This window comes from Candidatus Chryseobacterium colombiense (assembly GCA_029203185.1).
Taxonomy (GTDB): domain Bacteria; phylum Bacteroidota; class Bacteroidia; order Flavobacteriales; family Weeksellaceae; genus Chryseobacterium; species Chryseobacterium colombiense.
Genome location: CP119310.1, coordinates 2,639,531 through 2,653,645, shown reverse-complemented (window position 1 = coordinate 2,653,645; position 14,115 = coordinate 2,639,531). Strand labels below are relative to the sequence as shown.

Here is a 14,115-nt window from a genome sequence, read left to right as displayed (position 1 = left end):
TGTATCAATTCAACAGTGTAAGAATACTGGTAAACTGTTAAATTGATACATTGCCAGATTGAATTATTTCGTTCTGTTTTCTTCAATGAATTTCGCCATGGTGTCGATAGAAGAGAAAATTTCTTTCCCTTTTTTCGGATCGGCTAATTTAATTCCGTATTCTTTATCCAAAAGCACGATCAATTCCAGAGCGTCGATAGAGTCCAATCCAAGACCTCCGCCGAATAACGGATCTGTATCTTTGATTTCTTCTACTGCAACGTCTTCTAAATTAAGAACTTCGATGATTTTGTGCTTTAATTCTTCTCTTAAGTTTTCCATAAAAATTATTTTAATGTACCAATCTAGCAGTGCACCAGTTTACTAATGGATAACTGCGAATCATTGTTACATTGTTATATTGTTAAATTGTTACGTTAGTTCGTAAGCAAATATACAAAAGCTTTATAACTTTCCTGATAGAGTTCTACCCAGCCACACAATACTTGATGAGCCTTGCCTGACTGCAAAATCTGCGCTGCGTAATCGGTTAAAAAATTTTCATCAAATTCGTCCAAAACAAAAAAAGCATTCTCTGTCTGCATTTTATGTTTGATGCTGATTTCGCCAACGCAAATATTGGGTAAAGTATACACAAAAACCGCAGGACTCGGAAAATAATTTTGCTGTGAATTGATGCTTTCTTGATATTTGAAATCGGTATCTAAACTTGATGATCTGTTGGCAAAAACCAAAGCTGTTCTGCTGTGGTCTTCGTCCTTTAAAATCATTTCAGAAGCGAGAAAAGCGAGTTTGCTTAAGTTATCCATTTTATGAAATTTCGGATAATTCAATGCTAAACTTTTATAAGCTTCTTTCGCAAAATCTGAAAAATTTTCAGTGGGAGTTTCAAAAATGATCTCATTGTTGAGAACGATTTTTGAATTTTCTATGGTGCAAATGTCTGTTTTCTTCATGGTTTCATTTTAACATTTTTCCAAAACAATGGCTGCATTACACCCGCCAAAACCTGAAGCCGTTTTCAAAATATATTTGATTTCTGCAGGTTGGTTTTCTTTAATAATATTCAAAGGTTGAGAAGTTCCCGTTTCTTCGAAATTTTTAGACGGAATTAAAATATTCTTCAAAGCACTTTCCATTGAAATAATGCTTTCTAACAATCCCGATGCTCCCAAACAATGTCCATAATAACCTTTCATGCTATTTAGAGGAACATTTTGTAATTCCATTCGGTTGAAAGCGATGGCTTCCATTTCGTCGTTGTATATGGTTGCTGTTCCGTGTGCAGAAATAAAATCTATTTTTTCTGCTGAGATATTGGCTTCTGTCACTGCATTTTTGATGCTTGCAAACAATCCGTCACCGGTTCTTGAAGGTCCGGAAATATGATTAGCATCATTAATGGCAGAGTCTCCTAAAATTTTAAAACTAAATTTTTCGTTTTGTGAGATTCTTCCTTCGTCAGAAATCGAAGATTCGGCGTTTAGCCAATGACAACTTGTTATATAAACTGCAGCCGTGGCTTCACCAATATTGATTCCGTCACGGTTTTTGTCGTAGGGTTTGCAAATTTCTGTTCCAATGGCTTGAAAAGAATTAAATCCAGAAATCACAAATTCTGAAATTTCGTCTCCCGCAATGACAAAAGCATCTTTATATTTTCCTGCCTGAATTATATTTTTTGCAATAGCAATCGCCATTACTCCAGAAACACAGGCATTGGAAACAACAATTGGTTTTGTTTTAAATCCAAAATAATCAGCAATTTTTTGAGCTAAACTGGAAAGAAAAACGCCTTCCGGTAAAGTCTGTTGGTTTTTTAATAAGCTGATATTCCCTTTTGTAGTTGATAAAATAAAAGCGGTTTCGTCTGAAATATGATGTTTTTCAACCAAAGGTTTTAAGCTTAGCAAGAACATTTTTTCAAGCCTTGTGAAGCTTACGTTGTCATTGGCTAAACGCCGAATCTCCGATTTCTGATCTCCGTCGAAGAATCTATTAAATTCTTCATTTAATTTCTCAGAAGCAATCATGGAAGCATAAAAAGGCTTCTGATTTTCTATGATTTTATGTAAAGCTACGCCTGATTTTCCTTCCAAAAGGGCATTCCAATTCGAAGAAACATCAAAACCTAAAGGTGTGACGCAGTTGTAATCTGTAATGTAAACTTCCTTCTTCATTATAATCCCATTTTATCTTTCCAGGCCTGAAAAAACTCAGGATTATATAAGCATAAATTATTGTCAGAATCCAGGAAAACCTGAATGGTTTCTCCTGAGCAGACCAATTTATTGTCTTCGTTAAAAAGCTCGTATCTGTAAATCAATTTCGCAGAATTTGAATTCACGAAAGTAGTTACAATTTTAAAGGTTTCCCCGTATTTTAATGGAAGAAAATGTTCACAAGTGCTTTTCACGATGGGAGTAACGTAACCTGCTTTCTGAATATCAAGATACGTCAAGCCATGCTGTCTTCCGAAAGCTTCTCTTCCGTCTTCGAAATACACAATATAATGTCCATGCCAGACAATTCCCAACGGATCTGTTTCGTTGAACCTTACGCGGACTTCCTCTGTACAAGTTAAATTTTCTTTAGACTGCATTTTGTTTTCTTTCGTAAAATAATGAAATAGCGACCATAGCTACATAAAATAAAAATAAGAAAGTGATTTCTTTGGCAATTCCGCCGATTCCGCTGTTTCTTAAAATAATGTCGTAGTACGCATTCAAGCCCCAATTCATAGGAGAGAATTTGGCGATGGTCTGCATAAATTCAGGCATTAAAAATACCGGAACCCAGATTCCGCCGACAGCAGCCAAAACAACAACCGAAGTTGCCCCAAACGGCGCAGACTGTTCCTGCGTATCGGCTACTGTTCCCAATAAAACACCAAAACCAATCGCTGCCAAACCTGAAAATAGGGTCACAACAATAAGCTGGAACATTTTTCCTGTAACATCGAACTGTGGTAAATCCATGTAAGGGAAAAGGTAAATTCCTACCGCAACCATCAGTAAAAACTGAATGATACAAATAATAAGATAAGTAAATGTTTTTCCTAAAATATGGATAAAATAGGGAGTCGGGCTGATTCTCGCTCTTACACTTGTTCCCTGACTTTTTTCTTTCACTAAATTAATCGATAAAGGAACCACAATAAAGAAGATGGCAAATAAAGCCCAAGCCGGAACGTTGTGCTGAACGGAATTCGGCATGACGTCCATGTTGTCTTTTTTCGGTGTGATTTCTTTAAAGCTGATTAAGTTTTTATTTTCTTCCAGATTTTCTGTCGTTCCCAGCTGATCCTGGAAAGCTTTGTAAATCTTTTTGTTTTCGATTTCAAAAACCATTTTGTTCACGGCATTCATGACATTGTTTTTGAAGCCGATATTCGTAGCCGGATCGAAATACAGATGAATATCTTTCGCTTTTGAAACCGTTTTCTTCACGGCGGAAGAATCTGTTTCCAAACCGAATGAACTGACGATGGTCTGAACTTTAGAATCAATATTTGAATTGATATCTTTTGTTAAATTCTTAGGAATAACAATTGCCATTTGATAATCGCCACCAAAAACAGCATCCTGAGCGGATTTTTCAGTAAAATTGGTCAGCAATTCGAATGTTTTGCTGCTTTCGAGTTCCTGTTTTATATTTTTTGAAACTTCTGATTTGTCGTTATCAATAAAAATAATTGGAATTTTTGAACCTTCCAAATTTTTAAACGTAGAGTCCTGAATCAGGGTAATCGTGATAATCAACAATAAAGGCATCACGAAAATAATGACGATTCCTCCGATATCTCTTTTCAGCAGAAGGATTTCTTTAACGAAACTTCTCCACAATTTATACAACAACATCTCTTAATTCTTTTCCGGTTAATGAAATGAAAACATCTTCTAAATTTTCGGCACTTGCCACCCGGTTCACCAATTCTTCGGGAGTTCCAACAGCATGGATTTTTCCGTGGTCGATGATAGCAATTTTTGTACAAAATTCCTCCGCTTCCGAAAGGTGATGCGAAGTATAAATAATACAGGTTCCTTTTTTATTCAGATCCAAAAGATAATCAATGATAGCTTTTTTAGACTGAACATCAACGCCTACGGTTGGTTCGTCCAAAAATAAAACTTTCGGATTATGCAGCGTTCCCGCGATCAGATTGCAGCGGCGCTTCATCCCTCCTGAAAACTGTTCTACTTTTTTATCTGCAAATTTTGATAAACCCATGATCTCCAAAGATTCATCAATAGCATTTTTTAAATTTTTATGGCTTAAACCATACAGGCTTCCAAAGAACATCAGATTTTCTTTGGCGGTCAAGGTTGGGTATAAAGCGTATTCCTGAGGAACGATTCCAATGATCTGTCTTAGTTTGAAACCATCTTTTTGAGGAGACAATCCATTGATTTTAAAACTTCCCGATGTAGGCTTTATTAAACCCGAAAGCATGGAAATTAACGTTGTTTTTCCGGCTCCGTTTGGACCGAGAATTCCGTAGATTTCGTCTTTTTCAATATTCAACGAGATATTATTTACAGAAAACTCTTCTGCATTTTTGTACTTTTTGTAAAGATTTTTTATTTCGATGATGAAATTTGACATCCAATATTTTTATATTTAATAAACAAAAAAACTAAGCTTTAAATCTTTGATTTTCTAGCTGTTGTTAATAAACAATTTTACCAATCTGATTCTTCATCATATTCAAGCAATTGTCGTCCAAATCCTAATTTGTCTAAATCTTCTTTTTTAAATTCACTTTGAAGTTGTTTGATTAAATCGTCATAAATTTTATCATAATTTATAAGAATAGCTTTGTAGACATATTTTTTATTTGAGGGTGGCCAATATGGTTTGTTGATATAAGTATTATTTTGTTCTATATATTTTAAAATCCTTAATACTCTTTCATTTTTATATGCGGATATAGCTCTTGAGAAATAAAGGATATCATCAAATATATTATCTTTTGCTGAAAGTTTACCTTTTATTTTTTTATTAAAATAATCTTCCAAAATCGGAAAGAATTTTTCGTCGGGATATTTTTCAATACTACGAAGAATCCACGTTATGCAATAATCATTATTGATATTTTGTTCAAAAATCTGGTGGAGTAAATTTAAATCTTCTTTCTTTTTAAATTTGCTTAATGCAAAACAGGCAGATAATTGTTCTCCGCATCTGGCGCTTTTTAATTTAGCTCTTTTTCTAATCAAGTTATAATACTTTTCATTTGGATTAATATCCTGAATCATCCAGGTAGAAGTTTCTAAATAGGGATGTTCGAGTAAAACTTTTTCTACCAAATACTTTTTTTGAATTGGGGATAGACCATTTTTCTCATAAGCTTTTCTAATCATCAAATCAGACACATTAAATTTACTTCCAGCATCTTCATAATACCACCAAGTTACTTTCGCTGTATCACTTAGATGGTTTTTTAACAAATCAAAATATTCAGGTTCTTGTCTATTTACAATTGTTTTGTATCCTATGACTCTTAATATAGGATTTTTTGAATCCATCAATTTAATTAATTCTTCCTTTGTTGCATGTTTTTCAATGAATTTTCTTGCAATTGTATCTTTTGAAGGAAGTGATTTTTCATTTGAAAGACTTTTTAAGGAAGGCTGTAATTCAGTGCTGAAATCAAAAATGTCATATTTATATTTTTCTTCTTTACACGAAACAAAGAAAAAAGAAAATATTATTATTTTAAAAGCAGTTTTAATCAATTTCCACATTGCCTTCTTAAAAACTTAATTATTGGTGATTTTAGATCGCTTTTCTCAGTTTTTTATAGAAAGCTTCTTCCAGATCTGCAATATGAAGCATTGTTTTTGATAGCTGGTTGTAAATATCACTTTTCGAGTTTCTGTTTTTGTAAACACGTGCGATATCCACCGCAAAATCTCTCCAAAGATCACCGATTGCTGTAATTTCTTTAGAAAGCTTTCTCAATTCATCATTTTTAAGGATCACCGCAGCTTCCTGTAAGAAAGCTCCGTAAATGAATCTGAAACCACCGCCTCCGGTTCCGATTTCTTCCTGCATTCTGATCAATTGTCCCAAATAATGATTGGTCGTTTTTGTTCCTTTTTTTGCCGCCCATTTCGGGATGCTTTTGGCTACCCAACGCATGGCTTTTACTCCAATAATAGGAACGGGAGCCAACATATTTTTGCAGGTATCTTTAATTCCTTTTTTGATCGCTTCTTCCAGATTTACATTTTCGGGAATGTAAGTAGGGTAGTACATATGACCTTTTGGCGGAAGAGCGCCTTTTGCATATCTTACTTTTTCCAGTTCGGATTCGGTAAGCGTAGTGGTGTAATCCATCACAGGATCACTGATCAGGAATTTTCCGTCTTCTTTTCCGTAAACAACTAAGTTGTGAGCGTTGAAGTGGAATTTATATTCTTCAGGGAAATAGGTAAGGTTAAAAACGCCGACCTGAAGCCCCGTCGGGATATTATTTTCTAAATTTTTTTCCAGCGCTTTCTGAGCTTCTGCCGGATTTGAGAATTTAATTCTTTTAATTTTTATTCCCAGTCTTTTTGCCGCTTTGCTGAAAATCGCACCGGGCATCGGGCGATAACTGAAACCGGGAGCGAAATTCACTTTTAAAAAAGGAAGATATACAAAGAACAATCCGGAACCGATTCCGAAGATCATGGGTTCGCTGAGATTTAACCCTTTGTTTAACAGTAAATTAGAGGCAACACCGTTTTCGCAATGTGCGGTCTGATGGTGTTCGAAATTAAGTTTCATTTTTGCTTTTCTCTTTTTATCACGGAAAATAATTGCGTCTGGATTACGTAGAGATTCTTCCTTCGTCAGAATGACAAAACGGAATGATTTTCTATTTTAAATTAATTATTTACCGTTAAAGTTTTTTAGTTCATCCACTGAAATTCCGAAAGCGTCGGCATATTTTTTCAGTACGGATTCGCTTAGTGTTTTAAAAATTTTTGGTTTTGCATGTCTTTTTACGCGCCACTGCCACATTCCGACATAGGCTGCAAGAACCTGTAGATCCATTTTATTCAGTTCCATGAAATAAATAATAGGACTTACGATATTATTGGCAACATTTTGTTTTGCTTCTTCAATACGCTCATGAATCAGCTCCATTGATTCTTCCAGTGCTGCTTTTTTGGCGTCCCAACCAATGCTGTTGGCTGTGGTGTAATTGTCATTTTCATCCGTCACATACAACACTTCGGTCATGTTGGCTGACTTCAGATTGCTTTCATCCTGAGGAAGGTCTTGTTTTTTCATTGGCTTAGTGTTTTACTTCTTGAATAAACAAATTAATTTCAGCCCGTATCAACAATTCATCATTGTTAAATGTCTCACAGAAGATATGGCAGATATTTTCAAACTGAGAAATCAAAGAAGCTTTTGAAATGATCTTATCACCCACTTTCGGTAAGGCGAAAACTTCAATTTTCTTAATGTTGGTGATGAAACCGATGACCTTCGTGTCTGCATCAGGATTTTCGAAGAAACTTTGTCCGAGAATGGATGAACAGGTCTGTGCTAGATTTTCGATCAAACCTGCTTCAACGAATTCATTATTGTGAACAAAAACATTATCTTCTTTTATCTCAAAGGAAGTGATCACTTTTTCCTGGGTTAATTCCAAGATATAATCCGCCATTAACATCGGTTCGCGATGTGGCAAAAAGTTGTGGATATTGATGATATTTTCTTCCTTGATTTCCATTATATTTTATTTTACCAGACCTCATAAGTTTCAAAAGCCTATGAGGTCTATTAAAGTATAAATTACATTACAACCGTTTTCATCTGCGATTTTGCAATCACCTCATCGTTGATCTTTGTGACAATGTCGACTAAAGTTACCCCCATCATTTCGTTAATAATGGACACTTCTGAAGTCAGTTGGTCTCCCAATTTCGGTAACTGTATGGCTTCAAAAGTTTTGATAGCACCAATATAACCGGTTGGAGCTTCTTTTCCTAATAAATAATATTTGTATCCGGTATGCAAAGCCACACTCTGTGCCTGATGTTCTACCAAGCCTGAAGCCTGAAAAATTCCGTCCTGAACAAAAATGTTTTCCTCTTTTATTTCAAATCCTGAAACCAATTGTGTTTCTGAGTAGGCTGAAATGCTGTTTACCATTACAAAAGGAAATCGCTGCGGAATTAAGCTTTCCACAAAGTTTTGGTCAGATGTTGGTAGTTTGTTTTCCATTAGCAAACCGTTAATAAAGCACAAGAATACGCGAATCTTCCACTCTCAGGAACACAAAGAAGTACTTTTTCTCCTTTTTTCAGTTTTCCTGAATTCATTAATTGTTCTAAAGCGATAAAAATAGATCCCGCTCCGATGTTTCCAACTTCAGAAAGATTATAGAACCACTTTTCCCAAGGAAAATCCAAGCCGACATTGGCAAATTCTTCTTTTAAACCTTCTTTAAAATATCCTGAAGAGATATGGGCCAAAACATGATCAACAGCCTCCGGATCAAGCTGGTGTTTGTCGAAAGATGATCTTAAACTTTCCGCACCTTTTACCAGAATATATTTATCTAAAATTTTTGTGTCCTGCTTTAATGCAAAGATGGATTGCTTCAGCCATTCGTCTGATGGATAATCTGCCCAGGATTTCAGGCTTCCGTCCTCCTGCTTTTCGCAGCCAGCGTACATACAAGCTTCGATCTCGTGAGCGTATGAATAGAAATCGATCCATTCTACTTTTAAATTGGTCGCATTTTCTCTTGGTTTGTTTTCCAGCAAGAAAGCTCCGGCTCCGTCTGAAAGCATCCATCTCAGGAATTCTCTTTTGAAGGCGATGATTGGTCTCTCTTCAAGCAAAATTAGATTTTCTGCTTCATGATTGAATTTATCTGCAGTCATCCAGGCCGACATTCTTTCAGAGCCTGCACAAACAGCTTTTTCCTGAACTCCTGCTTTCACGGAAAGGAATCCGTAGTTCAGGGCATTCATCCCTGAGTTGCAAAGTCCTGTTGCGGTATTAATTTCAATAGATCTTCCGATGTTGAGCTCACCATGAACCATTGAAGCGTGCGAAGGCTGAATCTGATCGGGAGATGTAGTTCCTACAGATAATAATTTCATGTCTTCCTTTTTGAAATTTTCATCAAATAGTCCCTCAATCGCTTTTGCTGTGATCTGAGCATTCGTATGAGTAGGATTTCCTTCTTTGTCTAAAGCGTAATATCTTGTCGTGATTTTATTATTTCTTAAAATAAGGGCTTTTGCTTTAGATTTTGCGCCATTTATATAACCAAGATACGTTTCCATTTCGTCATTAGAAACCGGCTCATTGGGTAAGTATTTTGATGCTTTTGTTATAAATACGTCGTACATTCTATTTTAAATTAATTCCTTGTAAATATTCTCTCTGTTTTTTTCTTTTAAACCAAAAGATAGGTGTTGTTAATAAGTGTAAAACCAATACGATAGGTGAAATGATCCATATCGCAGCCATCAAATATACCTTAAAGAATTTGATCAGCAATGGTCGCTTCTCTTTTTTCTTCATGATAAGATTAGACCAAATAGTGAAAATTTTATTTCCTACTTTCTCTACTCTTACCAGGAATGCGCGGATTTCCACGGCACCGTTTTTTACCAGATCCGGCTGAAGAGTATTTAAATCATTATTGCTGAAATGCTTTTCGATAATTTCCCCATACTTCACCGATCCGTTGATCTCTTCATCTGAAACTCCTGCTGCAGGAAGCAGTCCTGACTTTTCTTTTTGTCCGCCGATCATCCAGCGAATCACGGTCAATACGCTTGTGTAATTGTCATGTCTGTCTACCAAAGCGATATTTCCTACCAGTCTGGCTTTCATGTCCTTTAAATATACTTTCAGTTTTTCCTGAGAGAACATCCACATATTTCTTGTCCCTGAAACGGTAACAACGGGAGTGTCTTTCAGAATTTTTTCTGCATAGCTGCTTTTTAAGAATGAAATGATAGGAATAGAAGGTGTTAAATACCAAACCTGGTATCCGAAAATGATAAGATCATATTTTGTGTTCAATACCTCATCGGATGGCGGAAGAATTTCACTTGGGATCTGTAAATACGATTCAGGAAATGTATTAAAGAATACATCATTCGGCCACGGAAAAGGAAAGTCCTTTTTCATCTTAATATTATAATAAGTAACATGGTACTCGTCTTTTTTATCTTCGAAGGGACGGGCTATGTTCTTTACAATATCTTCGAGTTGACCTGTCTGAGTATAATAGAGTACAAGTATATTCTTCTTCATGTGTTTGTTATTATTTACAAAAATATGTTTTTCAACGGTATATTATGTATGTCTATATATTTTTATTGATGCTGAACTGAATTCTAAGGTGTAATTTTCATGTTCTAAAGAAAAATTTTCTTCGCAAATAAAAATAATTTTCTGAGGAAGTTCTTTTAAACGGTTAAGATCAAAAGAATCCACAGAGATCAAAAGAGTATCAATTTCTTTGTCAATTTCAGAGAAGTCTGTAATGTATTTGATCTTTCTCTGTTTTACAATATAATTATGCTGTGCAACTTCATGTTTTTCCGGGTCAGTCATAAAACTGGATATCTTTCTGCGTGCCTGTTGCAATGTAAGCAAAATATCTTTTTGACCGTAATCATCAGCAATATGAAGAATGTTTCCGTCTTTTGGAAGATGTTTATTCAGTTCAAAATAGACCGATTTGTTTTTGTTAAAATCTTCTTTTACTTCTTTTACGACATCAGCATCTTTGTATAAAAAGCTTAAAAATAATTTCTTTTTAAAATAGTTTTCACCTTCTAATTCATTTCTGAGTTTTGAAAATTCGTCTCTGAAATACGCGTTGATCTTTTTTGTTCTTTCAGAATATGTTTTCCCAAAATTCAGATTGTCTTTAGGAATTCGTTCCCCGATTTTTACAGTAATAGCTCCGTCATAGATAATGAAGTCTCCTTTTGGAAGCACTTCCGAGTTTCCATGAATATAAACCGGAACAATATCTAACCCGAATTCCTGTGCTATATAAAATGCTCCTTTGTGGAATCTTTTTACATCATTGGTATATGAACGTTCTGCTTCCGGAAATACAACTAAAGAATAACCCTGTGCTACTTTTTCTTTCAATTGATCCATACCATTTTCAATGCCTTGAGAAACGGGATAAAATCCAAGAGCTTTTACCATTTTTCCGAAAATAGGCGAATTATATACCCAGTCATTAACCAGATAAATAATTTTATGATTGGCCATCGCCAATGCAAGAGTGTCAAGGAAAGAAGTGTGATTGGCTATGATTACGGCAGGTTTGCTGAAATCTTCATTAGGATTTCTTATCAATCTTTTCTTTACAAAAGGATTGGTATATAAAACGGAAACTAAAAATTTAGCTAAGATTAATTTGATAATCTCTAAAGTTCTTCCTTTTGATTTTTTCGCAAAAATACTTCCGAATGCAGAGAAAATTAATCCTCCCAATCCGTAATATAAAAAGGAGAAGACAGAATTGATAAATAATCTGAAGGTAATCGGTGAAAGACCTTTTTTGACCCTGTTTGTAATTAATAATCTAAACCAGAACGGATATAAAGTTGAGGTAATAATAATTACAGAGAACATTCCGATTAATGCGACTAAAGCCAAAGAATGTAATGCGGGATGTTTGGCAAAAATTAAAGAACCAATAGAAAGTACTGTGGTGAAAACAGCCAGGATAATAGAGGTTCTGTAAGTAGGCAGTTCATTTTTTCCTGTGGTATGTTCTTTCTGCATGGCCTGTGTAAGGAAGATGCTGAAATCATCTCCCACTCCGAAAACCAGAGTACAAACAACCGTGCTGAAAATATTGAGTTCTAATCCTAAAAAATAGAGAATTCCCGCGGTCACAACTCCTGTTAAAACAATGGGAAACATCGTGAGGACGGTCAGTTCAAAATTCCGGAAGAAAATGATAATTGTTATAATGATGGCCAGTAAAGAATAATTGATCAGGGTATTAAAATCTCTTTTCAGTAGACCTAAAAAGTTTTCATTCATTTGTTGACGGTCAATCGCCAAAGCATCATGCTTTTTTTCAACATCTCTGATGAAAGCATCTCTTTTTTTATCATCTACTTTTACAACATTCGAAACGGTATAAAACCCATTTTCGTTGCTTAAAAACTCAGAAATCTGTAAAGCTTTTACTTTTTCATAGTCTTTTAAGGTTAAGGTAGAATAACTTTTATTTAAATTTTCATTAAACTGATTAAATGCCGAACTGTTGAATCCGAATTGGTTTCCGTTTTTGATCAGTTCGGAAATCGTTTGATTTTTCTTATGAGTGTCCCAGAATTTTTTCCAGTTTTCAATCTTTTTTTGCTGGTCTTTTTTCGAGAGAACAATATTCCCGAGAGAGTTGTAGCTTAAAACTTTTCCCTCTTTCTTTTCTTTTTCTAAAAACTGACTCAGCTGAGAGTTTCTGGTTAAGGCCTCGCTTTCTGAATTTCCGTAAGAAATGGTATAAATAGATTTTGAGGTAATGTCTGAAAGCTTCTGCAGTTTGGCTTCACTTATTTTTAGATCTTCAGGGATATAATTTAAATCTCCAATGTCTTCATTAAAACCTACATGTCTGAAACCGAAAAGACAGATCAAAATAATCACGGAACAGCCGATAATTAAAGGCTTGTTTTTTTCATAAGGATAAGCACCTATTTTATCGATAAAGTTGGTGTTGGTCGCTTTTTCTTTTGTCTTCGGTTTGTAGAGTTGAGGAACAATGATCAGTGCAGTAATGGATGATAAAATAACTGTGATTGCTGCAAAAAGTCCCAGGTCTTTCAGTGCTTCCGAACGTACAAAAACCAGACAAAGAAACGAAACTGCCGTTGTAGCGCTACTTAAAATAATAGGTTGCGTGATTTCTTTGTAAAGCTCTTCAATATTGTTATTATGCTTATAATGTGTTAAAATATGAAGTGCATAGTCGATGGTAATTCCTACTAATATAGCTCCTACACTTAAAGAAATAGCTGAAATTTTATCTTTAATAAAATATAAGATCAGCAAAGCCAATAGAACGGAGAAAACGGTGGGAAGAAAAACAATAATGGGGGTGAAAACGTTTCTGAAATAATAAATCAGCAAAAGTAAAAGTACCGTCATAGAAATAATGACTGTATTCTGAATGTCTTTTTTGATTTGCTGGGCATTGGCAACAGCAATCACCGGAGAGCCGAAATAGCTGATTTCTGTTTTTCCTTTGAATTTTTTGTTGAGGTTGTTTTTTATTTCATTTAATTGATTAACGAAAGCTTCATTATTTTTGGTGTCGTTGCTTTTGTTTTTAGGATCGATGAACAGAAGGAGGTTTTTCCCGTCTTTGGTAACGATATAATTGTCTTCCAGCTTAAAATCCTTACTGATATTTAATGCATTTAGTTTTTTGATACCTAAAAAAGTGATTCCCAATGGATCTTTTTTTATGAAATCTTTAGTGACCAGACTTGTTGGGGAAACAAGCGATACATAATTATTTTCAACCTGCTTTGCGATGCTGTCTTTTTGGAGTTTTCTCTCAATTTCTATGTAATCGTTTTCATTTAAAAATAAAGGAAGATTCTGATTGACGAAATCGAAGGTTTCCGAAATTTCATTATCGTTTACTTTTCCCTGAACAGAGCCAATGTATTTTTGTAAAGGCTCAATTTGGGTTAAAAAAGAATCGGCAGTTTCTGAAAGCTGAAATTGATCTTCTTTGGATTTATTTTCAATAATGACAATGATCTTATCTGAAAAATTAAGTTGCTTGAGAACTTTTGCCGTAAGATCGGATTTTTCATTTTTAGGAATTATCTGATTGATATCTTCTTCAAAATTAATTTTCGAAGCAAAAAAAACGCATAAAACAGCTATTCCTACTGCAGTAAATACAGAAAGAATCTTATTTTTTGAGATGAGATAATATAAAAATATGAAGAAACGATGCATTACATTATAAAATCAAGTTTGCAAATTTAAATTTTTAGGAGGGAGTTCAAAATTTTTATTAAGAAAGTTTGATTTGAAAATCAATAAAATATTTATAGCCCGAATGAAAAAAACTTATACTTTTGCAAATAATGTCTT

Annotated in this window: 14 protein-coding genes; all 14 read right to left on the bottom strand. The window is 34.6% G+C overall.

The genetic code is table 11. From position 1 onward, the window contains the following. Window positions 1–63: 63 nt before the first annotated feature. Window positions 64–321, bottom strand: coding sequence for a phosphopantetheine-binding protein (locus tag P0Y62_11810; GenBank protein WEK68536.1), 258 nt, complete (start codon window positions 319–321; stop codon window positions 64–66). A 95-nt stretch (window positions 322–416) separates the two neighbouring features. Next, entirely contained in the window at window positions 417–956 is a 540-nt protein-coding gene (locus P0Y62_11805; GenBank protein WEK68535.1) for a 3-oxoacyl-ACP synthase, read from the bottom strand. A 9-nt stretch (window positions 957–965) separates the two neighbouring features. Continuing rightward, a complete protein-coding gene (locus tag P0Y62_11800; GenBank protein ID WEK68534.1) occupies window positions 966–2,180 on the bottom strand; it encodes a beta-ketoacyl synthase N-terminal-like domain-containing protein in 1,215 nt (404 codons plus the stop codon). Then, on the bottom strand, window positions 2,180–2,602 hold the full coding sequence (locus P0Y62_11795) for an acyl-CoA thioesterase (protein ID WEK68533.1): 423 nt from the start codon (window positions 2,600–2,602) through the stop codon (window positions 2,180–2,182). Before P0Y62_11795 ends, P0Y62_11800 begins: the two co-directional genes overlap by 1 nt. Continuing rightward, window positions 2,592–3,860, bottom strand: coding sequence for an ABC transporter permease (locus P0Y62_11790; protein WEK68532.1), 1,269 nt, complete (start codon window positions 3,858–3,860; stop codon window positions 2,592–2,594). Before P0Y62_11790 ends, P0Y62_11795 begins: the two co-directional genes overlap by 11 nt. Continuing rightward, window positions 3,847–4,605 (bottom strand): ABC transporter ATP-binding protein, encoded by a 759-nt coding sequence (locus P0Y62_11785; protein WEK68531.1) that lies wholly within the window; start codon window positions 4,603–4,605, stop codon window positions 3,847–3,849. The genes P0Y62_11790 and P0Y62_11785 overlap by 14 nt, the downstream gene beginning before the upstream one ends. A gap of 77 nt (window positions 4,606–4,682) precedes the next feature. Further along, on the bottom strand, window positions 4,683–5,747 hold the full coding sequence (locus P0Y62_11780) for a hypothetical protein (protein WEK68530.1): 1,065 nt from the start codon (window positions 5,745–5,747) through the stop codon (window positions 4,683–4,685). Between the two features lie 31 nt (window positions 5,748–5,778). Beyond that, a complete protein-coding gene (locus P0Y62_11775; protein ID WEK68529.1) occupies window positions 5,779–6,774 on the bottom strand; it encodes a BtrH N-terminal domain-containing protein in 996 nt (331 codons plus the stop codon). A 105-nt stretch (window positions 6,775–6,879) separates the two neighbouring features. Continuing rightward, window positions 6,880–7,284, bottom strand: coding sequence for a hypothetical protein (locus P0Y62_11770; GenBank protein WEK68528.1), 405 nt, complete (start codon window positions 7,282–7,284; stop codon window positions 6,880–6,882). A gap of 4 nt (window positions 7,285–7,288) precedes the next feature. After that, window positions 7,289–7,732: an ABC transporter permease gene (locus P0Y62_11765; GenBank protein ID WEK68527.1), complete on the bottom strand. Its 444-nt coding sequence runs from the start codon at window positions 7,730–7,732 to the stop codon at window positions 7,289–7,291. 62 nt (window positions 7,733–7,794) lie between these two features. After that, window positions 7,795–8,226: a hypothetical protein gene (locus P0Y62_11760; GenBank protein WEK68526.1), complete on the bottom strand. Its 432-nt coding sequence runs from the start codon at window positions 8,224–8,226 to the stop codon at window positions 7,795–7,797. Further along, complete coding sequence (locus P0Y62_11755; protein ID WEK68525.1) at window positions 8,226–9,365, bottom strand: beta-ketoacyl-ACP synthase III; 1,140 nt, start codon at window positions 9,363–9,365, stop codon at window positions 8,226–8,228. The genes P0Y62_11760 and P0Y62_11755 overlap by 1 nt, the downstream gene beginning before the upstream one ends. A 1-nt stretch (window position 9,366) precedes the next feature. Beyond that, window positions 9,367–10,281: a dialkylresorcinol condensing enzyme DarA gene (locus P0Y62_11750; GenBank protein ID WEK68524.1), complete on the bottom strand. Its 915-nt coding sequence runs from the start codon at window positions 10,279–10,281 to the stop codon at window positions 9,367–9,369. A 42-nt stretch (window positions 10,282–10,323) separates the two neighbouring features. Then, a complete protein-coding gene (locus P0Y62_11745) occupies window positions 10,324–13,977 on the bottom strand; it encodes an MMPL family transporter (GenBank protein WEK68523.1) in 3,654 nt (1,217 codons plus the stop codon). Window positions 13,978–14,115: the final 138 nt, after the last annotated feature.